The 25,123-nt window shown below is 61.8% G+C and carries 19 protein-coding genes and 1 riboswitch; of the genes, 12 read left to right on the plus strand and 7 right to left on the minus strand.

Annotated elements, in window-relative coordinates; all coding sequences use genetic code 11:
• The first annotated feature begins 87 nt into the window (after positions 1-87).
• From sthA to AC1DWA_RS02010, 3 genes are all read left to right on the plus strand, one after another.
• Positions 88-1,500 (plus strand): Si-specific NAD(P)(+) transhydrogenase, encoded by a 1,413-nt coding sequence (gene sthA, locus AC1DWA_RS02000; RefSeq protein WP_007733953.1) that lies wholly within the window; start codon positions 88-90, stop codon positions 1,498-1,500.
• Positions 1,501-1,651: 151 nt separating this feature from the next.
• Positions 1,652-2,554, plus strand: coding sequence for a hypothetical protein (locus AC1DWA_RS02005; protein WP_019745033.1), 903 nt, complete (start codon positions 1,652-1,654; stop codon positions 2,552-2,554).
• Positions 2,555-2,642: 88 nt separating this feature from the next.
• The gene (locus AC1DWA_RS02010) at positions 2,643-3,509 is read left to right on the plus strand and encodes a class I SAM-dependent methyltransferase (protein ID WP_047889873.1); all 867 of its coding nucleotides are present in this window, start codon (positions 2,643-2,645) and stop codon (positions 3,507-3,509) included.
• Positions 3,510-4,256: 747 nt separating this feature from the next.
• On the opposite strand, the gene AC1DWA_RS02015 is transcribed toward AC1DWA_RS02010, so the two are convergent.
• A complete protein-coding gene (locus AC1DWA_RS02015; RefSeq protein WP_477846855.1) occupies positions 4,257-5,258 on the minus strand; it encodes a helix-turn-helix domain-containing protein in 1,002 nt (333 codons plus the stop codon).
• Positions 5,259-5,622: 364 nt separating this feature from the next.
• Here AC1DWA_RS02015 and AC1DWA_RS02020 point away from each other — a divergent pair, with 364 nt between their 5' ends.
• Positions 5,623-8,142 (plus strand): helix-turn-helix transcriptional regulator, encoded by a 2,520-nt coding sequence (locus AC1DWA_RS02020; protein ID WP_477846814.1) that lies wholly within the window; start codon positions 5,623-5,625, stop codon positions 8,140-8,142.
• Positions 8,143-8,148: 6 nt separating this feature from the next.
• On the opposite strand, the gene AC1DWA_RS02025 is transcribed toward AC1DWA_RS02020, so the two are convergent.
• Positions 8,149-8,904 carry a MerR family transcriptional regulator gene (locus tag AC1DWA_RS02025; RefSeq protein WP_019745027.1) on the minus strand — a complete coding sequence of 252 codons (756 nt, stop codon included), beginning with the start codon at positions 8,902-8,904 and terminating at the stop codon, positions 8,149-8,151.
• 321 nt (positions 8,905-9,225) lie between these two features.
• Here AC1DWA_RS02025 and AC1DWA_RS02030 point away from each other — a divergent pair, with 321 nt between their 5' ends.
• The gene (locus tag AC1DWA_RS02030) at positions 9,226-12,681 is read left to right on the plus strand and encodes an indolepyruvate ferredoxin oxidoreductase family protein (RefSeq protein WP_195790535.1); all 3,456 of its coding nucleotides are present in this window, start codon (positions 9,226-9,228) and stop codon (positions 12,679-12,681) included.
• A gap of 94 nt (positions 12,682-12,775) precedes the next feature.
• On the opposite strand, the gene AC1DWA_RS02035 is transcribed toward AC1DWA_RS02030, so the two are convergent.
• The 3 genes from AC1DWA_RS02035 to AC1DWA_RS02045 form a co-directional block, all read right to left on the minus strand.
• Positions 12,776-13,435 (minus strand): LppP/LprE family lipoprotein, encoded by a 660-nt coding sequence (locus AC1DWA_RS02035; protein ID WP_060938120.1) that lies wholly within the window; start codon positions 13,433-13,435, stop codon positions 12,776-12,778.
• Between the two features lie 93 nt (positions 13,436-13,528).
• Entirely contained in the window at positions 13,529-15,196 is a 1,668-nt protein-coding gene (locus AC1DWA_RS02040) for an amidohydrolase (protein WP_477846815.1), read from the minus strand.
• 16 nt (positions 15,197-15,212) lie between these two features.
• Entirely contained in the window at positions 15,213-16,145 is a 933-nt protein-coding gene (locus tag AC1DWA_RS02045) for an MFS transporter (protein WP_477916453.1), read from the minus strand.
• 52 nt (positions 16,146-16,197) lie between these two features.
• On the opposite strand from AC1DWA_RS02045, the gene AC1DWA_RS02050 reads away from it, so the two are divergent.
• Positions 16,198-16,446 (plus strand): hypothetical protein, encoded by a 249-nt coding sequence (locus tag AC1DWA_RS02050; protein WP_477916454.1) that lies wholly within the window; start codon positions 16,198-16,200, stop codon positions 16,444-16,446.
• Between the two features lie 213 nt (positions 16,447-16,659).
• Positions 16,660-17,289, plus strand: a complete 630-nt coding sequence (locus AC1DWA_RS02055) for a TMEM175 family protein (RefSeq protein WP_477846817.1) — start codon at positions 16,660-16,662, stop codon at positions 17,287-17,289.
• On the opposite strand, the gene AC1DWA_RS02060 is transcribed toward AC1DWA_RS02055, so the two are convergent.
• Positions 17,286-17,870: a CGNR zinc finger domain-containing protein gene (locus tag AC1DWA_RS02060; RefSeq protein ID WP_019745021.1), complete on the minus strand. Its 585-nt coding sequence runs from the start codon at positions 17,868-17,870 to the stop codon at positions 17,286-17,288. The genes AC1DWA_RS02055 and AC1DWA_RS02060 overlap by 4 nt on opposite strands.
• Positions 17,871-17,972: 102 nt before the next feature.
• Here AC1DWA_RS02060 and AC1DWA_RS02065 point away from each other — a divergent pair, with 102 nt between their 5' ends.
• From AC1DWA_RS02065 to AC1DWA_RS02085, 5 genes are all read left to right on the plus strand, one after another.
• Positions 17,973-18,875 (plus strand): NAD(P)-dependent oxidoreductase, encoded by a 903-nt coding sequence (locus AC1DWA_RS02065; RefSeq protein WP_046379105.1) that lies wholly within the window; start codon positions 17,973-17,975, stop codon positions 18,873-18,875.
• Positions 18,872-19,111: a hypothetical protein gene (locus AC1DWA_RS02070; RefSeq protein WP_477846859.1), complete on the plus strand. Its 240-nt coding sequence runs from the start codon at positions 18,872-18,874 to the stop codon at positions 19,109-19,111. Before AC1DWA_RS02065 ends, AC1DWA_RS02070 begins: the two co-directional genes overlap by 4 nt.
• A complete protein-coding gene (locus AC1DWA_RS02075) occupies positions 19,081-20,070 on the plus strand; it encodes an MFS transporter (RefSeq protein ID WP_477916458.1) in 990 nt (329 codons plus the stop codon). The genes AC1DWA_RS02070 and AC1DWA_RS02075 overlap by 31 nt, the downstream gene beginning before the upstream one ends.
• Before the next feature lie 12 nt (positions 20,071-20,082).
• Positions 20,083-20,598 carry an Rv2253 family sensor-like surface protein gene (locus tag AC1DWA_RS02080; RefSeq protein ID WP_019745018.1) on the plus strand — a complete coding sequence of 172 codons (516 nt, stop codon included), beginning with the start codon at positions 20,083-20,085 and terminating at the stop codon, positions 20,596-20,598.
• Between the two features lie 114 nt (positions 20,599-20,712).
• Positions 20,713-23,136: an ATP-dependent Clp protease ATP-binding subunit gene (locus AC1DWA_RS02085; RefSeq protein ID WP_283567790.1), complete on the plus strand. Its 2,424-nt coding sequence runs from the start codon at positions 20,713-20,715 to the stop codon at positions 23,134-23,136.
• Here AC1DWA_RS02085 and AC1DWA_RS02090 read toward each other — a convergent pair.
• Positions 23,129-24,958, minus strand: coding sequence for an FAD/NAD(P)-binding protein (locus AC1DWA_RS02090; protein ID WP_477916455.1), 1,830 nt, complete (start codon positions 24,956-24,958; stop codon positions 23,129-23,131). The two genes, AC1DWA_RS02085 and AC1DWA_RS02090, sit on opposite strands and share 8 nt — an antisense overlap.
• A 4-nt stretch (positions 24,959-24,962) precedes the next feature.
• Positions 24,963-25,056, minus strand: a riboswitch (SAM riboswitch).
• Between the last annotated feature and the right edge of the window lie 67 nt (positions 25,057-25,123).

A 25,123-nucleotide genomic window follows, 5' to 3' on the forward strand; every position in this document is an offset into this window, starting at 1 on the left:
CGTCGTGCCCGTTCGGCGCGCGGATTGTTCACCGAGTATTGACATGCTCGGCATCTGCCGGTCGTATGCAGACGGTATTTGTAAGCGATGACTGATCCGATGGAATACGACCTGGTTGTGATCGGCTCCGGCCCGGGTGGGCAGAAGGCCGCCATCGCGGCGGCCAAGCTGGGTAAACGGGTAGCGATGGTCGAGAAGGGCAACATGCTCGGGGGAGTGTGCGTCAACACCGGCACCATTCCGTCGAAGACGTTGCGCGAGGCGGTTCTCTACCTCACCGGGATGAACCAACGCGAACTGTACGGCGCAAGTTACCGCGTCAAGGAGAACATCACTCCGGCCGACCTGCTGGCGCGAACCCAGCATGTCATCACCAAAGAAATCGAAGTCGTGCGATCTCAGCTCCTGCGTAACCGCGTCGAATTGCTGGTAGGGGTCGGCTCGTTCGTCGACGAGCACACCATCCTCGTCGAGGACGCCTCGCGCGGAGACAAGATGACGATCACGGCGAAATTCGTTGTGATCGCGACCGGAACGTTGCCTGCCCGCCCGGCGGGGGTGTCCTTCGACAGTCACCGGGTGCTCGACTCCGACGGAATCCTCGATCTGACCTCCATCCCGACCACCATGGTCGTGGTGGGCGCGGGAGTGATCGGTATCGAGTACGCGTCGATGTTCGCGGCACTCGGCACCAAGGTCACCGTCGTCGAGAAGAGAACGTCGATGCTGGACTTCTGTGACCCCGAGGTCATCGAATCGCTTCGGTTCCATTTACGCGATCTGGCGGTCACTTTCCGATTCGGTGAAGAAGTGACGGCCGTCGACGTCGGGGCGAACGGAACACTTACGACGCTGCGCAGCGGCAAGCAGATTCCCGCCGAGACCGTGATGTACTCGGCGGGACGGCAAGGCCTCACAGCGCCACTCGCGCTGGAGAACGCCGGGCTCGAAGCCGACGAACGTGGCCGCATCTACGTCGACGACAATTTCCGCACCAAGGTCGAACACATCTACGCCGTCGGTGACGTCATCGGCTTCCCGGCGTTGGCGGCGACGTCGATGGATCAAGGTCGACTCGCGGCCTACCACGCCTTCGACGAACCAGGCGCGAAGCTGATGGATCTGCAGCCGATCGGCATCTACTCGATTCCCGAGGTGTCGTACGTAGGCGCCACCGAGGTCGATCTGACCAAGGAATCGGTGCCGTACGAGGTCGGGGTTTCCCGATACCGTGAACTCGCGCGCGGGCAGATCGCAGGCGACACCTACGGGATGCTCAAGATCCTGGTGTCGACGGATGACCTGAAACTGCTCGGCGTTCATATCTTCGGCTCGGGTGCAACGGATCTCGTGCATATCGGCCAAGCGGTGATGGGGTGCGGCGGGACCGTCGAATACCTTGTCGACGCCGTCTTCAACTATCCGACACTGTCCGAGGCGTACAAGGTGGCGGCACTCGACGTCATGAACAAGATCAGGGCTCTCAAGCAATTCCACTAGGGGTCGGGGTGTCCCCAGGTACCGGTCAGGGTCGGTCGGTGTACTTCTCGGGTAGCACTTGTTCGAATACCTGAGGGTGATGTCAGGCCTGGGAAAATAGGGCAGGGTCTATCTCTATGACCATTGCCCATGAACTTCGTGTGGAATTTCGATGCTGATCGGACTGATTGCCGCGATCGTGGCGTGCGTCGGATACGGCGTGGCGTCGGTGTTGCAGGCGTACGGCGCGCGCAAGTCGGCAGCTGCCGCCGAGCAGCGAGGCGAGGCCGGACACGTGACGGCGACGGGTGGCCCGACCTTGCGTTCGACGTTCGCCGCCGCGCTGACGGCGTCGTTCATCCTGGGCACCGTGCTCGATGCGGTCGGATTCGCCGGTAGTGCCATCTCCGCGCGGCTCATTCCACTGTTCTTGTCGCAGACAGTGGTCAGTGCCAATCTCGTCATCACGGCAGTGCTGGGGACCGTGGTCCTGGGCATCCAGTTGCATCGTCGCGACTGGTTCGCGATCGCCGCGGTGATCGGATCGCTCCTGCTGCTCGGTTTGTCTTCCGGTCACGCGGGCGGCGGGAGTTCCAACGACGTCGTCCACTGGGGTGTCCTGGTGGGCTCGGCGTTGATCTTGTCGATCGGTATCGGTTTGATCCGATGGTTGGGCTCACGCGCAGCAGTTGTCGCCGGGTTGATCTCGGGTGTGTTGTTCGGCTGTCTGGCCATTGCCGTACGCGTGGTCTACGGAATCGATCCGTTCGAAATCGGCACGATGCTCCGCGATCCGGCCGGCTGGGCAATCCTCGTCTCGGGCCTGGGCGGTTTCTATCTGCACACGGTGGCGTTGCAACTGGGATCCGTCAACGGAGCGACAGCGGCACTGGTTGTAGGCGAGACGGTCGTTCCGGGAATCGTCGGCGTCGTGGTGCTCGGCGACGCGTCGCGACCGGGCCTGGAATGGCTTGCCATCGTCGGATTCGTCGGAGCGATCGCGGGCGCCGTCGCCGTAGCCGTCTTCGGCGCGGCGAGCCACGAGGGGAAACCTGCCGAAGAAGTGACCGTCTGATTCGAAAACCACAGCCCTTCGAAAACTGGAACGCGAACACGAACACAGACGTGTTAAAAAGACACTTCAAGTCGATGGCGGAGGGTCAATGGTGCACGAGGGCCAAGCGAAGCACGAGGCAGAAGCCATCGCCGGCAACCGGTCGAATTGGGACGATCGTGCCGAGGTGCATGTGCGCTCCGAAATGTATGACGTCGGAGGGTTTCTCGCCGACAGAGCGGTCATTTCCAGAGTCGTGCAGAACGATCTGTCGAGTCTGTCTACGCATCTGCCGGCGTCGGGAGTGCGGGATCGCTCGCTCCTACACTTGCAGTGTCACATTGGTATCGACACCATTTCCTGGGCGCGCCTTGGTGCGGTGGAGGTGCACGGGCTCGATCTTTCGCCCAACTCTCTGCGCCACGCAGCGCGTATCGCGAAGGCCGACGACCGCGAGATCACGTGGGTGGAAGGTGATGCGCGATTCGCCTCGACGCTGATCGACCGACGTTTCGACACGATCGTCACCAGCGCCGGGACAATCGTCTGGTTGCCGGAACTCGCCACCTGGGCCCAGTCGATCCACGACCTCCTCGAGCCGGGTGGGGTGTTTCAGATCCGGGACGATCATCCGATCCTCGGCGCAATGGCATTCGAGCCGTGGATGATCACCGACGACTACCTCTCCGGAGGCGGCATGCGATCGTACGAAGACTCGGCGACCTATACCGGGAACTCCGACAGACAGATAGCGCACACCGCCAACCACGAATGGCGCCACGACCTAGGCGAGGTCATTGGTTCCTTGCTGGATGTGGGTCTTCATATCGAATCAGTTTCGGAACTTCCCTACATGGACTGGCCGGCCTTCCCCGAACTCGTTCCATGCGCCAACGGATGGACTCTGCCGAGCCACTCTCCGCGGATCCCTTTGAACTTCGCCATCGTCGCCAGGCGAAATCAGCGAAGTGAGTGAGCAGAGCCGATCCCTTGGGAGACTTCGAATAATTCCTGCAGTGGCGTGGCCGTATTTCGTGCATGATCGTCGGATGGCTTTGTCCCGGTTGTTGCCTGCCAACTCGCCCCTATCGCAAGTCGGCGCGTCGAGTGTCGTGTGTCCAGGGATCGAGTGAATCGTAGTTCTTTCAAGCTAATACTTTTGGTGGATAGCGCTTTTCGCTCGAACTCTGCTCGGCGTTGATGCAACCGTTCGACGAATTTGCAATATCAGGTTCGAGTGAACCTGCGTCGCTGTTCGGTCGGTCCAGCGGTAACGGAAACCGCATTTTCGCAGATAGTTCTAATGCACGACCGATGCCTCGCATACGTTGTGCGGTCACAGGCACCGGGTCGTAGACCGGAGGAAAGTAATGAGCAGCTTGGATATTCAACGTTGGTCGAACGACTTCACTGCGCTGACCAAAGTCATTTCGGAAGGCATCGAGCAGTTTGTTCTCCGGTTCATTTCCAGCTGAAGTGATCTGAGCTCGCTGCCTGGCAAGGAGTTATTGATCTCCACCGCGGTTCGGAGGCCGAATCGTGATGAAGCAGAGGTTCTTACGGGGTCTGGGAGGCCTGGGCGGGGGCGAGCAGGTAGGAGAACACGTACGTAACTGCGGCGATGACCGCCAGTACGATCAAGGATGTCGGAAATCCTTGTCGACCCAGCTCATGGAACAACTAGAACACAGGCGCGATCCCGAGGCTGTGGAGTATTTCGGATTCAGGGGCTGAAGAACTCGAGTCGACGGTGCAGCCGTGCGATCGACGGGTCCCCGATCGTGCGCCTGCCATCGGTACGAGCTTGGCTCGGAGTCATCCCGTAGAAGTCTTTGAACGCGCGCGCCAATTGGGATTTCGAGGTGAAGCCACATCGCAGGGCCAACGCGTCGATCGTTTCGTTCGACATCTCGGCTCTGGTCAACTCGCGGTAGACGAGTTCGAGGCGCTTGCGCCGTATGACAAGAGCAATTCCGCCGTCGGATGCGAATGCGCGGTAGAGCTGTGCTCGGGAGACCGACAATGCTGCGCACATGCTCGTCGGGCCGAGCCAGGTCTCCGAGAGATGCTCGGCGATGTAGGCGTACGCACGATCGCGGAGCGAGTGATCGAGCCGCGGCGACAGATCAGGTTCGGCGATACCCAAACTGACACGCAGGAGGGAAGCGACGACGTCCTCGTAGCCGGCCGCAGCATCGGGATCGAGATGCGGTAGCGCGAGTACGACCGCTTGCATGCACTGAGCGAGCACGACGGCAGGAACTCCGCGCAGTACCGTCCCGTGTAGAGATCGACCCTTCGACTCCGCTTCGACGAGGGAGCGCGGCGCCAGGAGTGTGATGGTGCGTCCGGTCGCCTCGGTTTCGACGTCAGCAGTCCAGGTTCGCCCGAGGTCGAAGAACGCGATGTCCCCAGGGCGGGCGACAAAATCCACTCCGTCGGCGTCACCACTGACCTGTCCGCCGAGGACGACCTGGATCATGTACTGATCGTCGAGTCCGCTCTCGGCGATCACAACTTTGCTGCGGTTGTACTTCTGCGCGTTGAAGGTCGTTTCACCGATCAGCGAGGTCCCGATAGGCAGGGCGGAGATCGAGCCTTGGAGGGGCGTGTCGGCGCCTATCGGCTCGGTGACGAAGAACGGACGCGTGACGACACGCCAGAAGTCGTTGGCGTCCGCAGGGTCCACCGATCGAGTCGACACGCGAATGCGGGCGGAATTCATCGGCACGCGGGCATGATATGTCAGATCCCGCAGGTCGCAGTCACTCTCCCGCAAATAAACGTCAATAGTGACCGAGCCCACATAATGAGACAAATCGGGCGTATTTGTGAGACGGCCAGTGCTCGCGTGTCGCGGTGATTCTGTCTATGTTGTTCGTTATGGGTGGACAGGTTGGGAGTTCGATGCTCGAACGAAATCTCGAGTTCGGCGGGGATCGACTGCTCGTTTGTCGGCCATCATGACATCCACTTCGAATCGGTCGCAGCTATCTCGAGCAAAGCGAAATCCTCGAGGACGGGGCACGCTGCAAAGACGGCTCGCCGGGCGTGGAGCCACGGCGATTCGTCCTCGTCTGCTCGGGTTGATGGAACGCTCAGCGGGATTGACGGTCATCGATTCGCCGCGTGGGTTCGGGAAGACGGACCTCGCCGCGTTGTGGCTCACGACTCTCGGGCACATGCCCATCAGACCAGTTGTCTGGGTGCCGGCGCCATCGAATCGGATGACCCCCCTCGAGTACTGGAACACTGCGCTCGCAGTGATTCAAGATTCTCTGGAATCACTCGAGGCCCCGCCACGAATGCGCGAGGATCCGGTGGGGGCAATCGAATCACTACTCGACTCGTCGCCCACTCCATTCGTGTTGGTGTTCAACCGCATCGACCTGGTTGAGGGTGACGAGGTGGGACGCCGAATCGTGGATCTGATCGTGCGGCTTCCCGGATTGAAAGTAATCGTCACGCTGCAGGATCGGTCTGCGACGGACTTACTCGAGGACGTCCGCGTGGACGAGTACCTGTGCGCGAACGACCTCAGGTACACGCTCGACGAGTCCACAGTTCTGTTCGCGGAGGCAGGGATCCACCTTCCCTCGGGCATCGTCCATTCGATCTGCGAGCGTGTTGCCGGCGTTCCTGTGCTGATGAAGGTTGCTCTGAGTGCGGTTGCGGGGCTGAGTGAACCGAGTCGTGGGCGCGAACGCGTTCAGCAGCGAGTGGACCAGGCGATCCACGCGTACGTCAGTCGGACCGCTCCTCGATCGGGCAAGTCGCTCGAGTTGTTCGACTTCGCGACTACGATCGCCGCCGCCCGCACCGTCACACCAGAGATCGCTCGTGTCTTGTCCGACGATCTTGACGTGGAGGGCAAACTGGACTTGCTCGAGTCTTTCGGTCTGATCTTTCGGGACGGTCCCGAGGGAGAAGCATCCTGGTACTTTGCGCCGTCAGTTCGACTGGCATTCATGCAGATACGGACCGAACAAGGGGATGGATTCGACGATCCCTTCCAGGTTCTCGTCGATCACGCTCTCGGGACTTCGGATATAGCCGGTGCCGTTCACTACGCCTTGGACGGACGCCATTGGACCAGGGTGCTCGACATACTCGAGCGTCACTGGGCCGATCTTCTGGTCGATCACACCGGATTGGTCCGGACTGCGTTGCAATCCATACCCGGCGACGTACTCAGTTCGAACTCTTCGATTCTGGTGGGCCGTGACCTGCTCGAATCACGCCTACGGCCGCAGTTGGTCAACGGCGATTCGTTGCCGACGGAACCGGCGGAATTGCGTGCGATAGGTGGTAGTTCGCATGCGCACAGCTTGTTGAACGTCGGGACGGTCCAATCGGTTGTGCTGAGAACATCCGGTAAGTACCAACGCTCTACCGAGATCACGCGCAAGTTGGCTCACGTCGTGTACGGACTCGGTGACGAGTCGTTGGGCGCGTTGGGGTCTCAACTGCCCGCCCTGCGCCTGATCTGGGGTGTTTCGCATCAACTGACCGGTGACCTCGGTGATGCCGCGGTGGAATTGCGACTCGCCTATCAGGGTGCGATGGAACACGGTCCGGAGTTCGTCCTGCGGCACGCCGCTGGCAATGCCGCGCTCAACTCCGCGCTGATCGGGGACGTCGCGCACGCGACAGACTGGCTTCACCTCGAAAGCACACACCCGGACGTTTCGGGATGGTTGGGACCGCCCTCGCACATGGGGGGAGCGATCGCGCGGGCACTGGTGGCGTGCGATCGCGTGGACCTGAATGCCGGCGCTGCCGCGATGGACGCGCTCGCCGAGATCACACCGCCGGGCGACCTGTGGGCGTTCGCGGCCTACACTTACTCCAGATTCGCACTGCTGCAATCGGATCCGTTCTCAGGGCTGATTTCGCTCCAGCGCGCAGTGGCAACGCACGGGCACGTGAATCCGTGTGAACGATCACTTGGTGACGCACTTCTCGCCGCGGCGCGTATCGATCTTCTGTTGGCGTCCGGGGAGGGTACCAAGGCGCTGGAGGAATCAGTCGCTGCGTCACATACGTTTGCTGTTGTCACGGTTTCTGTCGCTCGTGCGCATCTCCTGACGGGGGCTCCGTCACAGGCATTGGAACTGTGTCGCGAAATCGACTGGAGCGAGCAGTATCTCACGAGGTTTCGGCTCGAGTCCCTGCTGATCGAATGCGCTGCGCTGTGCGAACTGGGGAGAATCCCCGCTGCCGCCAGTCCGTGGGAGGAGGCTCGCGGACTGCTCGAAACCTCAGGTGTCCTGTCGGCGCTGGCGACCATACCGCGTGATCTGATCAGGCAACTGGAAGAGCGGGCCGAGGGCCCGAGCAGTGCCGTCGCAACCTTTCTCGAATCCGAAGTGCCGCAGATGTATCCGGCGGCTATCGTTCAAGTCCAATTGACGAAGCGGGAGATGGACGTTCTCGTGGAACTGGGTCTCGGCATTCCGATCGGCGAGATAGCGCGAAAGTTGTTCGTATCCAACAACACATTGAAGAGTCACCTGCGAGCCCTGTATCGCAAACTCGGTGCGCATTCCCGCGAAGAGGCCGTCGCGGCAGCGCACCGACACAACCTCCTCGGCAGTGGGCAGGACTGATCGACGTCAGTGCAAATTGCGCTCGGAGTAGATCTTCATCGCGTCACGGACCAGCGAAGCGGTGCCTTCTCCGTACTTGTCGTAGTTTGCAGTGAAGCGGGGATCGTCGACGTACATCTGGCCGAGTCCGGTGAAGGCATCGGCGCTGGGAGTCCTTCCCTGCCAACCGATTTTTATCCACTCGAACTGTCTCTGGGTAATCGTCTGGACGTCGTCGCTTTCCGCGGGTAGGCCCGCTGTCAGTGCTTTTCCGAATGCCGCTGCGATGTCAGCTTGAGCTTGCAGATGTGCTTTCCGGTCCTGCTCGGACATCGACCGCCACCAGTTGTCGCCGCTGGTATAGGCGTCCTTGCCCCAACGCTCGATGACCTCGTCCTTGTATCGGGTGTGGTCGAACCCGTCGAAAACATCTTCCGGCATGAGTGATTCACCTTTCTTCGTCTTGTTCAACGTCCTGTTGACCGATTCGATCTGTCTCGAGATCCGCGTGCGCTCTTGCTCGAGGAGTTCGAGGTGCGTACGCAGCGCGGCGGCCGTGTCGCGTTCACCGGTGAGGACTTCGGCGATGGCCGGCAATCCGAGTCCGAGTTCCCGAAGCAGCAGGATGCGTTGCAGTCGCACCAGGGCGTCTTCGTCGTAGAAGCGGTAGCCGTTGGCGCCGATGCGGCTTGGTTCCAGGAGTCCGAGATCGCCGTAATGGCGCAGCGTTCTGCTGGTGGTACCGGCGGATTTGGCGAGTTCTTGGATGGACCATTCGCTCACGTGGAGTTCCTACTCTCGGATCGGTTGTGCTCATTCAGCATGCAAGTTGACGTTGCGTCAATGTCAAGAAAGTTCTCGGTGTGCATTGTCGGGAACGTTTTATGTCCGTTTCGCCGTATCGCCACGAACGGGTCTCCAACTGATTGATTCGATGACCTAGGTCACGTGATTTGGCTCACAAATTGCCAATTTGAATAGTTGAACAAGCCTCTGTTGACGCTTTCACATACCTCGACCACGATCATCTGAACAGATCGAGTTACGCGGTTGTTGAAAATGCACGGTAGTTGAAATGCACTGCAGACGGAACGGTGGTCCACGATGACTGAACTGGTGTCGGGCGTAGCCCAGGCCAAGCCCTATGACCTCGATGATCGGTACCGGTCGGGATCGGGACCGGTGTTGCTGACCGGTGTTCAGGCAATCGCACGCGGTTTCGTCGAGCAGCACGTTCGCGACATCCGGGCGGGTAAGCGTATTGCCACTTTTGTCTCCGGTTACCAGGGCAGCCCCCTCGGCGGCGTCGACAAGATGCTCCACGGCATGCCCAAGGTTCTCGCGGAACACGACATCACCTTCATCCCCGGCTTCAACGAGGAGCTCGCTGCCACCGCGGTATGGGGAAGCCAGACGGATCTCCCGGCCGGAACCGCGACCCACGACGGCGTGACCGGCGTCTGGTACGGCAAGGGCCCCGGCGTCGACCGCGCTACCGACACCATTCGCCACGCCAACATGTACGGCGTGAACCCCAAGGGCGGCGTCGTCCTGCTGGTGGGCGACGACCCGGCGTCGAAGTCCTCCACGGTTCCGGCCGTCAGCGAGCGCTCGCTTGCCGCGATGGGTGTGCCGGTTCTCTTTCCGCGCAATGCCGAAGAGATCATCACGATGGGTATGCACGCCGTTGCACTCTCGCGGGTGTCCGGTTGCGTAGTAGCGCTGAAGATCGTCGCCGACGTCGCCGACGGTGCCTGGACGATCGACGGCAGCATCGCGGACTTCGACATCGTGGTTCCGGAAGTGCAGTTCGAGGGCAAGCCCTTCGTCTACAAGCAGCGTCAGATGGCTGCGCCGCCGGACAGTGTCATCGCCGAGGCCGATCTGTACGGCCCGCGATGGGATCTTGTTCACGCGTACGGAACTGCCAACAATCTCGATGTGATCGAGGTCAACCCCTCCGGTGCGAAGATCGGTATCGCCGCCACCGGTACAACTTTCGACTCCGTCCGCCAAGCTCTGGCAGACCTCGGCGTCGATGATGCGGCGCTGCACCGCGCCGGGATCCGTCTCCTTCGCATCGGAATGTGCTACCCCGTCGTGGGCGAGAAGATCAAGGAGTTCGCCGAAGGTCTCGAGCAGATCGTCGTGGTCGAGGACAAGACCGCGTTCATCGAAGCTCAGATCCGGGAAGTCCTGTACGGCACCGACGATGCTCCTCGCATCATCGGCAAGCGTGACGGCCAGGGCCGCCTGCTCATGCCTGCCAGTGGTGAACTGACCGCAGGCCGGCTGCTCGCCCCGTTGCGGCGCGTACTGAAGCCGCACGTCGAGCTCAAGCGCACCCTCCCGGCACCGCTGTCGCTGAACGTGCTCTCCGCCAAGCGAACCGCGTACTTCTGCAGTGGGTGCCCCCACAACCGTTCCACCGCTATCCCCGAGGGCTCAATCGGCGGCGGCGGAATCGGTTGCCACACACTCGTCACCATGTCCGGCCGTGAGGACAGCGCTGTCACCGGCCTGACGCAGATGGGCGGCGAGGGCAGCCAGTGGATCGGGCAGGCACCGTTTACCGACGTGCCTCACCTGTTCCAGAACATCGGCGACGGCACCTTCTTCCACTCCGGTCAGTTGGCTGTCCAGGCATGCATCGCCGCAGGCGTGAACATCACCTACAAGTTGCTCTACAACGAAGTAGTGGCGATGACCGGTGCACAGGACGCAGAAGGTGCCCTCTCCGTTGCTCAACTCAGCCACAAGCTGACCACCGAGGGCGTCAAGCAGATCATCATCTGCGCCGACGAGCCTTCGCGCCACAACAAGCGCGCCCTGGCCAAGGGCACCAAGCTCTGGCACCGCGATCGCCTCGACGAGGCTCAGAAGGAGCTTCGCGAGATCAAGGGCGTCACCGTACTGATCTACGACCAGCACTGTGCGGCCGACGCTCGTCGCCAGCGCAAGCGTGGCACGCTGCCCACTCGCAACACTCGCGTCGTCATCAACGAGGCAGTGTGCGAGGGCTGCGGTGACTGCGGTGTGAAGTCGAACTGCCTCTCGGTCCAGCCTGTGGACACCGAGTACGGTCGCAAGACGAAGATCGACCAGACGTCCTGCAACACGGACTACACCTGCATGGACGGCGATTGCCCCTCATTCGTGACCGTCGAACTGGTGCCGGGCAAGAAGGCTCCCAAGGCCGCACGTCCCGTCCCGCCCGTCGTCGCAGATCCCGATTTCGGACCGCTCACCAGCACGCAGAACGTGTTCCTCGCGGGCATCGGCGGCACCGGTATCGTGACCGTCAACCAGGTGCTCGCAACGGCGGCACTGCGCGCCGGCCTCGAGGTGGAGAGCCTTGACCAGATCGGCCTGAGCCAGAAGGCCGGACCGGTTGTCTCGCACCTGCGTTTCAGCTCCAGCGCGCTCGAGCCGTCCAACCGCCTCACCCCGGGCAGCGCGGATTGCATCGTCGCCTTCGACCTGCTGACCGCGACGGACAACAAGAACCTCGACTACGGCAACCCCGAGAAGACGGTCTCCATCGCATCGACGTCGCAGACGCCGACCGGAGACATGGTCTACGACAAGGCTGTTCGCTACCCCGAGGAGACGTCACTCCTCGCCCGTCTCGACAAGGTGTCGCGCACCCTGCGCTCGTTCGACGCACTCGCCGCGGCACAGGAGTTGTTCGGTAACACCGCAGCCGCCAACTTCCTGCTGATCGGTGCTGCCTACCAGAGCGGTGGACTTCGTCTGCCGGCCGAGGCCATCGAAGAAGCGATCGGCATCAACGGCGTTGCCGTGGACGCGAACATCGCGGCATTCCGTTGGGGCCGTGCAGCAATTGCCGACACTGCAGCGTTCTCGGCCGTCACCACGCCGGCCAAGTCCGTCCGCGAACCCGTTGTCGCACCGGCTCACATGTTCGCCGGAACCACCTTCACCGGTGAAACCCTGCGACTGGTCGAACTGCGTGCGGCACAGCTCATCGAGTTCCAGTCCGTCAAGATCGCCCAGCGCTACATCGATCAGGTTCAGGCAGTCTGGACTGCTGAACGTGCCGCAACCGAGCGGACCGATTTCAGTGAAGCGGTCGCCCGCGGCCTGTTCAAGTTCACCGCGTACAAGGACGAGTACGAAGTTGCTCGCATGCTGGTCGATCCTGCCTTCATCGAAGACGTCAAGTCGCAGGTGCCGGCCGGGGAGAACCTGACCTACAAGCTCCACCCCCCGATCCTCCGAGTGATGGGCCGCAAGAAGAAGATCGGCCTCGGGCCCAAGTCGCATGTTGCACTGAAGGTTCTGGCCAAGGGCAAGAAGCTGCGCGGTACCAAGCTCGATCCCTTCGGCTACATGCACGTCCGCAAGGTCGAGCGTGAACTGCTCGCCGAGTACGAGGCCATGATCGCTGATCTCTCTCGTACGCTCGCAACCGACGGATACGATCGCGCCGTCGAGATCGCGGCGCTGCCGGACGTGGTTCGCGGCTACGAGGACATCAAGCTCGGCAACATCGAGCTGTACAAGACTCGCCTGCGCGAACTCGGTGTCGGTGAGTAGGAGCGCCGGCGAGTAGATCGAAGAAGACTGTGCCCCAGCGACCGTTGTCGCTGGGGCACAGTTGTATTCAGAGCTGTATCGTACGGAAACGGGTTCAGGAGGGCGGGAACTGGCCGTCGGCGACCACAGCGCTGCCGTTCCACGTGAAATTCACGATATTCGGTCCGCCTTGAGGGCAGCAGAATGCGTCGTCGTCGAGCAACCATCGGTATTGGACGGACACCGAATTCCTGTTGCTGTCGATGACGTGTGTGTACGAGTACGGCTTGCTGGTAGCCGTGCCCAGGTAAGTCCCGTCGTGGAAGAACAGGACGTGTGACTGATACGTCGCATCGCCCACGCCGTCACCATCGACCGAAACCCAGAGCAGGTCAGGACAATTACCGATCTGCTCCTCGCTCGCGGATCTCGGTATCCAGCTGCCGCCGTTGACGTCGGTTCCCAAGGTGCCGATTGCGTCCGTGACGACCGGGGAGTCGACGTCGACACAGGGACCTGAAGCCGGGACTGCAGGCGTCGTCGCCGGCACGGATTCGCTTGCTGGGGTGCCCGATTGCGGCGGGGGAGAACTCGTTACCGTCGTCCCGGATTCGTTTGCCGTCGAGGTCGCCGACGCCGTTGAGCTTGACGCTGTTGAACTCGCCGCCGCCTCGGGTGTTCCTTCGGTCGACCCGCAACCGGCGACCATCAGGGCAGTGGCCGTCACCAGTGCCGAGACAGCGACGGCGGCCGAAATCGGAGCTTTCCTGCGCATGCGTCCTCCAGAGAGTGTGGGTTCACGTGTTCAAGTCCCTCCCTCGTTCTGTCGCCGGGCCGCATGCGTGCGTTATCGAACAACTGATAACGATCAGCTATCGGGCTTCGTGTTGACGGCTTCGGTGTTTGTGGCTCGAGCGGAGTCGTATCGCACGGATCCGGCCACCACGGTCATCGCGATTTCCGTGGTCAGGAGAGAATCGACCCCTTCGGTGAACGGATCTTGTTTCAGTACGACAAAATCGGCTGCTTTTCCCCGAACCAGTTGGCCGGTCACATCTTCCCACCGGCACGAGTAGGCAGCGTCGCGGGTTGCGTGAGCCAGCGCGTCCGCGAGGGGGAGTGCGTACCCCGGCAGGTTGGGTGCCAGTGACGGATCGATTGCGGATCGACGGGTGGTGGCGATGAACATGTTCGGCAGCGGCGGGTGGGGCGCCGTCGGAGCGTCCGAACCCAACGCCAGAACCGCTCCGGCCTCGGTGAATTCGGGCCAGGGGTACGCGCGATTCACCCGGTAGTCGCCGAGCATCGCCTGCCAGTTCTCTTGGATAGCAGGGTCCGCGTGAACCGGTTGCATCGAGGCGATGATTCCCAGGCGGGCAAGCCTTTCGACGTTGTCCCGGGTGATGGACTCCAAGTGTTCCATTCGGTGCCTGCGGGGAATGTCTCCGTTGGCGGCGATCGCGTACTCGAGTGCCGTCAATCCGATCTCCGACGCCTCGTCGCCGATCGCGTGCATCGCGATCTGCAGACCTGCGGCGTCAGCGGCTGTCACGACGGGGATCAAGGACTCGAGATCCCAGATGGGCTCGGCGTTGGTGCCGTCAGAGTACGGCTCTTTCATTGCGGCAGTGCAGCTGTCGATCACACCGTCGATGATGATCTTGATTCCGGCGATACGGAGCCACGGACCTTGGACGCGCTCGTGGAGTTCGATCACGTCGTGAACTTGTCGGACGTTGTCGGCCTCGTTGTCCTCGCGGGTCATCAGCCAGTGAGCCGCGACGCGCAGCGGCAATGTGCCGTCTCCTGCGTCCAATGCTCTTTCCAGCGAAGCTAATTCGTCCGCGCCGAGAGCCATGTCGACCGCGCCGGTCACGCCGTCCTCGAGATAGTGGCGGAACGCGAGCGCGAGGGCGGCGTCCCGGTCCTCGTCGGATGCGAGCTCCGCCAGTTTCGGCCAGACGTAGAGCATCATGGCCGTCTCGTACAGCATTCCGGTGGCTTCTCCGGTGTCCGGATCCCGGCCGATACGACCGCCGATCGGATCGGGCGTGTCCGCGTCGATGCCGAGTTCTCGCAGTGCTGCAGTGTTCACCCAGACCGAATGTACGTCGTTGGCGTCGAGGTACACCGGGCGATCGGGCACGACGGCGTCGATCATCTCTCGCGTCGGGTGCCCTCCATCCAGCGCGGAGAACAACCAACTGCGACCCAGCAGGCGTGGTGCGTCCGGGTTCGATTCCGCGAATTGCTTGATGCTGGACTGAATGTCGGCGAGATCGGTGGCATCACGCAGATCCAACTTCTGCAGCGCGAATCCCATCATGACCAAATGTGTATGGGCGTCGACGAAACCGGGTAGCACGACGGCGCCTTGGAGATCGATCACCTCGGCGTCGGGAGCCAGGATATCGGCATAGACGGTTTCGCCCACGAATCTGAGCTTGTGGTTCTCGACGACTATCGATTCGGCCCATCCGTCGTCGGCAGCCGTGAAGATCTTTCCGTTGCGGTAGTGAGTGAAGCTGTCATTCATGACTTCTACGTGATCCTTACGCGATGACGGTAGTAGTGATGGCGGCGCTGTGGTGACGATACGCACCCTCGGTACGTGCGGAGAGTCGGGAAACCAAGGCGAACGGGACTAATAGAACGAAGCTGATCCCGGAGATGATGACTCCGAAGGTCGGATACCCGAGGCTGGCCGTCACCGAAGTGCCGAACAGCGGCGCGAACGCGGAGCCGATGAGGTAGGTGCCCAGTAGTGGGGCCGACCATCGGCCAGCGGCGTCGAGCGCGGCCGAGATGGCAACCAAGACGATGAACGTGGCCGCGTAGACAGTGTTCCAGGCGATGACCAGTACCAGGTAGATCGTGGGATCGGTGGTGAGGCTGGCAGACAGCTTCAGGATTGCCCCGAGTATCAGTAGCACGGAGATCGATACTGTCCGACTGACCCGAGAACCCAACGCGGTCAAAGTAACAGCCGCGAGCACGCCACCCGCCGTTGATGCGCTCAGCGCGAGACTCATTTGTTGATCCGAGAGTCCGGCGTGCTCGGAACCCATGATGCCGAGTACTGCCCACAGTGAGTCTTCGCTGATCGCCCAGACTGCAAGCATCGCGAGAAATGCGGTTCCGGCAAAAGTGAGTCGTTTCGCGCTTACCCCGGCGGGGAGAGTGGTGGTCGTCTTGGCGGACTTCGCCGTCTCCGGCGACTCTTTCACCGGGGATGACGGCAACCAGGTGACCGTTGCTGCGGTAGCCAGTGCCAGGACTGCGACGATGCCGAATGCGTTGGTCATGTGTGTGCCGAGGATGGGTATGAGAGCGAGGACGGCTGTGACGACGACACGGTTCACGAGGCCGCTGATGCTTGACGCCCGGTCCGGGTTCGTGAGCGCGGCCAGTGCCGCTCCACCAACGGATGCAGATCCACCAGCGCCGATGCCGCCGAGGGGGCGTGGACGGTGCGATGGCCGCAACGCCGAATGCGGCTGCCATTGCCATCAGGCTGACGCGGCCGAGGAGATGACGATGCCGACCCGATGCGATACGAGTGGTGGCGAGGCAGGTGAACGCGCAGACCAGCAGCGATGCGGTCAGGACGGCACCGGCGGCGGATTCGGTGACACCGAGGTCCTCGACCATTGCCACGATCATCAGGGGGATGAGGTTCGCGGTGATGAATCCCATGACACCGATGCTGAAGACGGCAATACCGCGGTTGGCGGTGAGTGGAACCCGGTCGGACTGCGTAATCGCAGAAGCGTTGATTGGCACTAGGGCAACCCCATGTCCTGAAGGGGGTGGCGGAACCGACCCCTGATGGCGTGATGCGAGTCACTTAATGAATGTGATTCGTTAAGTATGGGGATGGGCCCTGCCTCGGTCAAGGGGTATAACGAATTTGATTCGTTAATTGTATGTTTCGGGATACCGCCTCCCGCAAAGTGGCGTCGCCGGTCTGTTTCTTGTTGTGAGGCTTATGCTTCCGCAATGGCTGAGATTGCGGAACGCACCCGCTACTTCGAGCGCTACGTCACTTTCGTCGACGCGATTGTCGCCATTGCGATCACGCTGCTCGTCCTGCCGCTGGTCGAACTCACCAGTGACCACCACGGCACCACGTCGGAACTCCTGCGCGATCACGCTGCGCAGTTCTATTCGTTCGCCCTGAGCTTTCTGGTGATCTTCCGTCTCTGGTGGTCGCAGCATCGGCTGCTTCGTTTCGTGGTCGACGGAGACAAGGTGGTTGTGCGCGGGCTGGGGTTGTGGGTGATGACCATCGTGTTCTTGCCGTTCCCGACTGCGCTCGTTGCAGCGCCGTCGCAGGATCTCGGAACCAGGGCTCTCTACATCGGGACAATGGCAGCCAGTGCTGCGTGCCTGGCGGTGGTCGCGTGGGGTCTGGTTCGCAACCCTTCGTTGAGTGAAGAGAATGCGAAGCCGCATTTCACCGCTGAAATCGTCACTTTCCTGATCATGGTGTTGGCGCTGCTCGTCAGTGTGCTCGTTCCGGTGACGTCGTACTTCCCGCTGTTTCTTCTCCTGCTGTCGACGCCGATCGAGAAGCTGTGGAACCGAGTGGCGGCGAAGTGGAGTCGCGGTGAAGGTGAGATGAGCTAGTCGGCGCGAGCGGTCATCGCGGATTTCTTGGCTTTGTTTCCGCAGATGTTCATCGAGCACCAGCGTCGGTTGTTGCCGCGGCTGGTGTCGACGTAGAGGCCGGTGCACCCGTCGCCCTGGCAGGCTTTGACGCGGTCGTGGTCGGGTCCACCGAGCACCGCGATCGCGTCGGCAGCCACTATCGACAAAGCGTCGCGGATCGGATTGTGTCCGGCTGATTTCCAGAGGGCCCGGCCACTCTCGAGGACGAGGTGGGCATCACCGAGTTCGGATGCGGTGTTGACGATCCCGACATCGGCGCGTGAGGCGCGGCGGTCCTCGCATACGGCGGTTCCGATGCGATGAATGGCCTCACGTAAATCCTGCGCGCCGCGGAGGTCGTCTTCTGTCGCGGTTGCTGGGGTGTCCATCAGATCGTTGGCGCGTAACCATAATTCGAGTCGCTGCGGGCTCGTGAGTCGTTCGAACCTCGAGCCGTTCCGATTGGTGAGGGTGGCGGTGAAGCGGAAGGCGAGCGTGTCGTTGTCGAGTCGAAACACGTCCCGAGCGGATTGATCAGCTCCTGCTTCGTTCACTTTCATCCTCCTTTGTAGCGAACCACCTCAACCGGTTCGACAGCAACTGTACCTGTGTGAGAGTGTTGAACCGTCTTAGATGGTTCAGCATTTTCGAGAGGGAAATCCATGACTTCTGTTTCCGTGGTCGGTTTGGGTGCGATGGGTCGTCCCATCGCTCGAAATCTGATGGGTGCAGGCTTCGACGTGACGGTGTGGAATCGCAGCCCTGAAGCGGTGGCCGAATTGGTCGCGGAAGGGGCGACCGGCGCGAAAACCGTTGCCGAGGCATTCCAGTCCGGTGTTGTGCTGTCGATGTTGGCGGATGATTCGGCCGTGTCTGCGGCCATTCTGGATCCCGCCGTACTCGCATCCGTTCCGACTGGAACCGTGCACGTCAACATGGCCACCGTCAGCGTCGGCCTTGCCAAGCGCGCCGCCGCACTGCACGCCGAGTACGGCATCGGGTACATCGCGGCGCCGGTATTCGGACGCGTTTCTGTTGCTCAGGCCGGCCAGTTGAACATCATCGCCGGCGGCGACAGTTCCCTCCTCGAGCGAGTGCAACCCTTCCTCGACGTCATCGGGGCTCGCACGTGGCCACAGGGTGAGCGTCCGGAGCAGGCCAACATCGTCAAGATCATCGGCAACTACCTCATCCTTGCCGCGATTCAATCCTTGGGTGAGGCAATCACATTGGGGGAGAGGTCAGGTGTGGACGGAAGCCAACTCGTAGAACTGCTGACCTCGACGATCTTCCCGGGGCCGGTCTACTCCAGCTACGGAAACCTCGTCGCGACGCGTCAGTACGAGCCTGCAGGATTCACCACCACTCTGGGCCTCAAGGATTTGAGGCTTGCGCTCGACGCCGCCGACAGCGTCGATCTGGATTTGCCGTTCGGCGGCGTACTTCGAGGCGTGCTCGCTCAGGCTCTGGCGAACGGTCAGGGCGAGATGGACTGGGCGTCGATTGCAGAACTGGTCCGTTCCGGCCAGTCGGGTGAAGGCAGTCCCGAACCATCGACGAGGTGAGCGCGAACTCGGACGGGACTGCGACTTCTGCACTGGCGGAGACCGATTCCGTCCGGACACTACCGCTGGCCGGGTTGTCGGCACTCGCAATGGCAGGCTTCATAGCGATCACAACCGAAACCATGCCGGCCGGACTACTGGTGCAGATCGGGTCAGACTGTCCGTATCTGTCTCCGGTGCCGGGCAATTGGTCACTGCATACGCGTTGGGCTCTGTCGTCGGGGCGGTACCACTGATCGCATTGACCCGGGGATTGCGACGACGTGCTGTCCTGGTGTCGGCGACTGTTGGATTCGGTGTCTTCAATCTGGTGACAGCGCTGTCGTCGAATCTTGTTCTCACCTTGGGTGTTCGGTTTCTGGCGGGCATGGCAGCAGGTGTGGTGTGGGGGTTGCTTGCTGGGTACGCACGCAGGATGGCGCCCCCTCGTCTGCAGGGGCGGGCCGTTGCGGTTGCCTCCGTCGGACAGCCGATCGCGCTGGCAATCGGCGTTCCGATGGGTGCGTGGCTCGGGACCCTGGCCGATTGGCGCGTAGTCTTCGCCGTGATGTCGGTTGCTGCGCTACTTCTGGTCGTGTGGATACTCACGGTGATGCCGGACTTTCCCGGGCAACAAGCGGATCGGCAGCTGTCGGTGCGGAAAGTCCTGGTCCTGCCGGGCGTACGACCGATTCTGTTTGTCGCGTTCTTGTGGATCTTCGCGCACAACATCGTGTACACGTATCTGGCGGCGTTTCTGGATCGCATCGGTTTCGGCGATCGGTTGGGAATCGTTTTGTTCGTGTTCGGACTTTTCGCCTTCGTGGGCATCGGTGTGGTCGGGGTGTTTGTCGACCGGGCCCTTCGAAGTCTCACCGTGCTGAGCTTGGTGGTCTTTGCCGCAGCTTTGACCGCGTTGGGCGTCGGCGGTGACAGCTTCSCAGTGATCGCACTCAGCGTTGCGGTATGGGGCGTGGCATTCGGAGGCGCTCCCACTCTCCTTCAGAATGCGCTCGCCGACACGACGGGCGACGCTGTGGACACTGCGCAATCGGTTTTCGTGACGATCTTCAATGCGGCGATCGCAGCGGGCGGCGTCGTGGGCGGGCTGATCTTGGCGGACAGGGGTGCGGGAGCGTTGCCGTTGGTTTCGCTGGTGCTGATCGTCGTCGGTGTTCTTGTGGTCAGTATCCGACAATTCGGACATAGCTTGTGATTCACTTCACGCATGCGAAAGTCATTGCTGGTGGTTGCTCTCGTTGCTACGTGGTTTGTCGCCGGAGCGATGCCCGCGGGGGCTGCGGATGCGAACTGGTCCGGTGATTACTCGCTCAAGCGTTTCGCCGCGACCAAGACGGGCACAAGTCTGGCCGCCAGCCAGTGGGAGCCGGATTTCTCCGATACATACACGTTCGAGACGGATTGCTCGAGCGGAGTCTGTATCGCCACAGTGGTCGGCGGTCCGGCTCCCGCCAATCCGACGTTGCCGCAGCCTGCGCGATACACCTGGGACGGAACCAGTTGGGTGCACCCCTATGACTGGGAGTGGGATTGCTACCAGGGGGAAGGCGTGCCCAAGGTGTGGGCACCGGCGCACTCCGAGGCGTATTACACACCTCAGCCCGATGGCAGTCTGAAAGGTTCGTGGCGTACCGACATCGCGAGTGGTCCCTGCGAGGGATCGGTGATCATGCACGTCGAGGCGTACCCGGTCGGTCGATCTACCGGATCCTTCGGTAGTTGAGAACGATCTGTGGCCCGAAGGTGTTGAAACAAATCTGAGCCCGCGGGAATTGATCGAGCCCCATGCACGTTAATTGAGTCAGTAACGCTCAACTTTCTGCAAGGAGGCTTCGGAATGCCAGCATTCTTCGGGCCCGAGGGTCCCGGTCGCATCGATATTTCCCGGCTCATGAGCAGGGCCACCCAGCAACTCATGGCTGACGCTGCACGTGTAGCGGCTGCTCGCGGTGATTCGGATCTCGATGCACTGCACGTTCTCCGCGTCATGGCGGAGCAGGATCCGGTCCGCACGCTCATGCAGCGCGCCGGAGCCGACCCGAAATCCGTGGTCGACGCCGTCGACCTGCGGCTGCCACAAGGCCGTGAGCAGGGGGCCTACTCTGCTCCTGCGCTCAGCAGCGCCGTGAAAACCGCTCTACTCGAGGCTCATCAACTGGCCCGAGCCCTGGGATCGACGTACATCGATCCCGAACACCTCTTCATCGCATTGGCTGGTGACCCCGATCATGTTCCGGGTCGTCTGCTCGCTTCGGCCGGCATCACGCCGGAGAAGCTGCAGGCAGCGGTTCAGAATCCTGCAGCCGGTCCAGTCGAAGACGAGTCCACCACACCGACGCTCGACAAGTACGGCGTCGATCTCACCGATCGCGCACGCAACGGCGGCGTCGATCCGGTGATCGGCCGCGCCGACGAGATCGAACAGACCATCGAGATCCTCTCCCGCCGCACCAAGAACAACCCCGTCCTGGTGGGTGAGGCCGGCGTCGGCAAGACTGCCATCGTCGAAGGTCTCGCCCAGCGCATCGTCGACGGGGATGTCCCGGAATCGTTGGTGGGCAAGAGGATAGTCCAGCTCGAACTCTCGAGCATGGTCTCGGGTACTCGCTACCGCGGAGACTTCGAGGAACGGCTGACCAAGGTGATCGACGAGATCACCGCACACAAGGACGAGCTGATCGTCTTCATCGACGAGATGCACACCATCGCCGGTGCCGGAGGCGGCGCCGAAGGTGCGATGGATGCCGGAAACATCCTCAAGCCCAAGCTCGCTCGCGGTGAACTGCACATCGTCGGCGCCACCACGCTCGACGAGTACCGCAAGAACATCGAGAAGGATCCCGCGCTCGAGCGGCGCTTCCAGCCCGTACAGGTCGGAGAGCCGTCGGTCGAGGACGCAATCGCCATCTTGAGCGGACTGCGCAGTCGGTACGAGGATCACCACAAGGTGCACTACACCGACGAGGCGATCACCGCTGCGGTGGAGCTGTCGGCACGTTACATCGGCGACAGGTTCTTGCCGGACAAGGCAATCGACTTGATCGACCAGGCCGGCGCCAGGCTTCGTTTGAAGACTGCCACCGTGGACACCGCTGCTCTGCAGCAACGTCTCGAGCAGCTCGAGAGCGACAAGGAGAAAGCCGTCGCCGATGAATTGTACGAGAAGGCGTCGACCTTGCGTGACGAGATCAACGGCGTCGCAAAGCGTCTCGAGAAGGCAGGATCCTCGGTTCCTTCCGAGGAAGCTCCGGATGTGACTGCTGAACAGATCGCCCAGGTTGTCGCCCGTGCCACGGGTATTCCGGCCAGCCAGATGACTCAAGCAGAGAAAGATCGCCTGCGCCGTCTGGAAGAGGAACTGCACGGTCGTGTCATCGGGCAAGATGACGCCGTTCGCGCAATCGCGCGTGCGGTGCGTCGTAGCCGGACCGGTATGAGCGATCCGGATCGTCCCGTCGGTAGCTTCCTGTTCCTCGGACCTACCGGTGTCGGCAAGACGGAGCTCGCAAAAGCTCTGGCTGCCACACTCTTCGGTGACGAGAACAAGATGCTGCGCTTCGACATGAGTGAGTTCGGTGAGAGGCATACGGTAAGCCGATTGGTCGGTGCTCCTCCCGGATATGTCGGCTACGGCGAGGCCGGACAGCTCACGGAACAGGTGCGTCGTAACCCGTACTCGGTGATCCTGCTCGACGAGATCGAAAAGGCACACCCGGACGTGTTCAACACCTTGCTCCAGGTGCTCGACGACGGGCGTCTGACCGACGGCCAGGGTCGGACGGTGGACTTCAAGAACACCGTCGTGATCATGACCAGCAACCTCGGCTCGGACATCATTTCGAGCAAGTCCGGTGGACTGGGCTTCACCACAGGTGATGCAGAGTCGGCGGAGAAGCCACTGCGCGACCGCGTGATGGCCAGGTTGCGCGAATCGATGCGGCCGGAGTTCCTCAACCGCATCGACGAGATAGTGATCTTCCGCAAGCTCGACACCGAGCAACTGCACCGGATCACTGATCTGTTGCTCGACGACAGCCGGAAGCGGTTGCAGTCCAAGGGCATCGACATCGAGTTCACCGCCGACGCAGTGGACTGGATTGCCGAGCACGGGCATCAACCCGAGTTCGGGGCTCGCCCGTTGCGTCGTTCGATTCAGCGTGTGGTCGACGACAAGATCGCCGACATGCTGCTCGACGATCTCCTCGAAGAGGGCGGCAGTATCACCGTCGCGGTTGACGAGGGTGAGTTGGTGTTCAGCTAGGAGGGGCACAGCCCCTGTGAGCGGTTAGGGAGCCTGCAACCCACGGCCCGGCCGCGAAGCGGCGAGGATGAGCTGTGTTGTCCTGGTCGAGAATTCGTGAAGTACCGTCGACGGCGAGCTTCGCCGAACTGTCGACGGTCGCACGAAGTTCGACTGCCTCCCCCCGACCGTGAAGCGTCCGCAGGAGCGAGTCACCGCTCGCGCTGATGGACGCAACCGGCAAGCGTGCTTCGACGAGGGTGTTCGCGGCCACGATGTCGGTGTGCGACGCACTACGAGCGACAAAGATCCCAGCCCCCGTTACCGGGTCGATTTCGGTGGAGAACGCCGAATCCGGCCCGAGGAACTGGACGATGCCGGCCTCGTTGAGCGCGATCAACTGTTCCAGTCGCTCGGGTGGCGGACCACTGGCGATGAAGCTGAAGAACGAATGAAGCCAACCCTCGACGTCCTTGGCGACGGATTCGGCCGGGATTCTGCCGCGCCGCAGCAATTCTCCGACAGTCATGTACGTCGACAGCAGCGCTGAGAAGACAGCGGCGTCGGCGCTGAAATACGGGTCCGACCTCCGCGCGACGTCTGCCGAGATGTATTCGTTGATCCGGGATTGGACCTCGGCAAGTCCGTCGTAGCGCTCACCGCCGAGTGGGCGGTTCAGTCGCTCGAGATCGATACGGTCTTCCGGCTTCGGAACTGCGTTCTCGACCAGTTCCTGCAATCGAGACGATCCCCAAGCCAGCGAGGCGAATTCGGCGTCGAACTCCTCCCAGGTGCCCACCGTCCGATCCGGGTGCGACGCGAACAGTTCGTGATAGTGGGCGCCTGCCAATTCTTTCGACGCCAGCGGCCAGATGTCGTTTCGGAAATCCAACGGCCCGTCGCCGGGCACAAGATCAGCGGTGAAGAACCGGGGTAGCGGTGGCCGCGCGTCGGCGATCGAGTACGAAATCTTGGAGTGGTACGGCACGCCTCGACGAGATCCGGCGTACAACAGAGGTTCCCGACCCGAGGGAGTGTAAGTGAGGGTGCCGTCCTCACCGCGTTCGAAGACGCCGCCGCGGCTCTCGGCGAGGAGAACCATCCAGTCGATGAAAGCCAGCCCGAGCCCGGCGATCAGAACCGGTTCGCGTTCGGGAATGACATCGGCGTCGAGGTCGGCGGTGTATCCCGGACCTACGTAGGTCAACCCGTGCTCGGACGCGAAGCTGGTCAGCGCGGTTTCACGCGGGGCAGCCAACGCATCGGGGTGCCCTTGCGCGAGAAGGACGGCCGTCGCTTCGATGACAACTCCGTCGTCCAGATGAACCGTCTGTATCTCGCCGACGTTCACGATGTCGACCACGGATCGTCGATGAACCCGAACGTCGACGTGCGCTGGTGCAGAGTCGACCGCGGTCTGGAACACCCAGTTCAGGTATCGGCTCTGTAGTGACCTCGATGCAAACGACGACGGGGTGATCATCGGAACTTCTGCCGCGATTTCGGGAAATTCGGCAAGTTCAGTCGAGTGCTCGGCGACCCATTCCGCGAGGGTCGGACCCGGCAGCACCGGGCCGGTCACGGCGGTGGTCTCGTCGGTGAACATCGTGACGTCCGCGGTTGTCGAATTCATCCACAGAAGCGGCGCCTGGCTGCCTCGCCAAATGCGGCCGGCGCCTGCCGGATACGGGTCCACGACGTGAATGTCGATCGGTACGGGATCGGCGTTCACCGATTCGTGAGCGAGGATTCGCTCGAGTACGCCGGTCCCGCGGGGGCCACCGCCCACGATCACGACGACAGCTGCTGTCCCCACTGAGGTACGGGGTCGATCGCCTGGCACGAGTCCTCCATCGGACCTGGCAGAAAGCACCCGCACCTCAGCAGAGGGGGTTGCTGCGACGTCACGGAGCCAGGACTCTCGATCGCTCTGGATGGTTAGTCCAGCTTATCTTCGGAGAATCGTGAGGCAAGGAATTCCGGACATCAGATCAGCGTGAATCAAACA

The organism is Rhodococcus sp. P4_F3_2 (genome assembly GCF_056401335.1).

Excerpts from the sequence above, each read along its gene's own strand:
- sthA (WP_007733953.1), top strand. The coding sequence starts at position 88 with ATGACTGATCCGATGGAATACGACCTGGTTGTGATCGGCTCCGGCCCG.
- AC1DWA_RS02005 (WP_019745033.1), top strand. The coding sequence starts at position 1,652 with ATGCTGATCGGACTGATTGCCGCGATCGTGGCGTGCGTCGGATACGGC.
- AC1DWA_RS02010 (WP_047889873.1), top strand. The coding sequence starts at position 2,643 with ATGGTGCACGAGGGCCAAGCGAAGCACGAGGCAGAAGCCATCGCCGGC.
- AC1DWA_RS02015 (WP_477846855.1), bottom strand. The coding sequence starts at position 5,258 with ATGAATTCCGCCCGCATTCGCGTGTCGACTCGATCGGTGGACCCTGCG.
- AC1DWA_RS02020 (WP_477846814.1), top strand. The coding sequence starts at position 5,623 with ATGGAACGCTCAGCGGGATTGACGGTCATCGATTCGCCGCGTGGGTTC.
- AC1DWA_RS02030 (WP_195790535.1), top strand. The coding sequence starts at position 9,226 with ATGACTGAACTGGTGTCGGGCGTAGCCCAGGCCAAGCCCTATGACCTC.
- AC1DWA_RS02035 (WP_060938120.1), bottom strand. The coding sequence starts at position 13,435 with ATGCGCAGGAAAGCTCCGATTTCGGCCGCCGTCGCTGTCTCGGCACTG.
- AC1DWA_RS02040 (WP_477846815.1), bottom strand. The coding sequence starts at position 15,196 with ATGAATGACAGCTTCACTCACTACCGCAACGGAAAGATCTTCACGGCT.
- AC1DWA_RS02050 (WP_477916454.1), top strand. The coding sequence starts at position 16,198 with ATGCCGACCCGATGCGATACGAGTGGTGGCGAGGCAGGTGAACGCGCA.
- AC1DWA_RS02055 (WP_477846817.1), top strand. The coding sequence starts at position 16,660 with ATGGCTGAGATTGCGGAACGCACCCGCTACTTCGAGCGCTACGTCACT.
- AC1DWA_RS02060 (WP_019745021.1), bottom strand. The coding sequence starts at position 17,870 with ATGAAAGTGAACGAAGCAGGAGCTGATCAATCCGCTCGGGACGTGTTT.
- AC1DWA_RS02065 (WP_046379105.1), top strand. The coding sequence starts at position 17,973 with ATGACTTCTGTTTCCGTGGTCGGTTTGGGTGCGATGGGTCGTCCCATC.
- AC1DWA_RS02080 (WP_019745018.1), top strand. The coding sequence starts at position 20,083 with ATGCGAAAGTCATTGCTGGTGGTTGCTCTCGTTGCTACGTGGTTTGTC.
- AC1DWA_RS02085 (WP_283567790.1), top strand. The coding sequence starts at position 20,713 with ATGCCAGCATTCTTCGGGCCCGAGGGTCCCGGTCGCATCGATATTTCC.